This is a genomic window from Streptomyces alfalfae (assembly GCF_004127445.1).
In the GTDB taxonomy this organism is placed as follows: domain Bacteria; phylum Actinomycetota; class Actinomycetes; order Streptomycetales; family Streptomycetaceae; genus Streptomyces; species Streptomyces alfalfae.
In genome coordinates this window covers 1-1245 of record NZ_QEXM01000018.1, presented here as the reverse complement: position 1 = coordinate 1245, position 1245 = coordinate 1, and the positions used below count along the sequence as shown (strand labels likewise).

1 protein-coding gene is annotated in these 1245 nt (G+C 69.9%); it reads left to right on the top strand.

Going from position 1 to position 1245, the window contains the following annotated elements; translation table 11 throughout:
* A partial coding sequence (locus DCW30_RS07465; protein WP_241743514.1) for a condensation domain-containing protein occupies positions 1-1245 on the top strand: 1245 nt, incomplete at both ends.

Genomic DNA, 1245 nt, shown 5'->3' with positions numbered 1-1245 from the left:
ATGCGGCTGATCGCGCGGGTGCGGGCGGTGCTCGATGTGGAGGTGGGGATCGGGGAGTTGTTCGGTGCGCCGACGGTGGCGGGGTTGGCGGGGTTGATCGAGGGTGGTCATGGCTCCGGTGGGGGGCGTGTGGTGTTGCGGCCGTGGGTGCGGCCGGATGTGGTGCCGTTGTCGTTCGCGCAGCAGCGGATGTGGTTCTTGAACCGGATGGAGGAGGCGGTGCCGGGGGCGTCGGCGGCGTACAACCTGCCGTTGGCGCTGCGGATCTCGGGTGCGTTGGATGTGGCGGCTCTGGAGTTGGCGCTGGGTGACGTGGCCGACCGGCACGAGAGTCTGCGCACGGTCTTCCCCGACCACGACGGCGTCCCCTACCAGCACGTCCTGCACGGCACGGCGGGACGCCCACCGATGACGGTCGTACGGACCGACGAGGAGCAGGTGCCGGAAGCCCTGGTGGATCACTTGGGCGAGGGGTTCGACCTGCGGGTGGATCGGCCGTGGCGGGTGCGGTTGTTGGTGGTCGGTCCGGGTGAGTTCGTGTTGTCGGTGGTGGCGCATCACGTGGCGGTGGACGGTTGGTCGATGGGGGTGCTGGCGCGGGATCTGGAGGCGGCGTATGCGGCGCGTTGTGAGGGGCGTGTGCCGGGGTGGGGTCCGTTGGCGGTGCAGTACGCGGATTACGCGTTGTGGCAGCGTGCGGTGCTGGGTGAGCTGGAGGACCCGGAGAGTGTGAGCAGCCGTCAACTCGCGTTCTGGCGGGAGGCGTTGGCGGATCTGCCGCAGGAGATCGCTCTGCCTGTGGATCGGGCTCGGCCTGCTGTGCCGAGTTTTGCGGGGCGGATGGTTCCGGTGGTTGCGGGTGCGGGGACGCATGCGGGGCTGGTGGAGTTGGCGGGGCGTGGGCGGGCGACGATGTTCATGGTCGTGCACGCGGCGGTGGGTGTGCTGCTGGCGAAGTTGGGGGCGGGGGAGGACGTTCCGTTGGGGACGCCGGTCGCCGGGCGGGGTGAGGCGGCGTTGGAGGGGCTGGCGGGCTTCTTCGTGAACACGCTGGTCCTGCGGACGGACTTGAGTGGTGATCCGACCTTCGCGGAGTTGCTGGAGCGGGTGCGGGGGGCCGACCTCGCGGCGTACGCGCATCAGGACGTGCCCTTCGAGCGGCTGGTGGAGGAGCTGAATCCCTCGCGGTCCCTGTCCCGCACCCCGCTGTTCCAGGTCATGCTGGCCTTGCAGAACGTGCCCGAA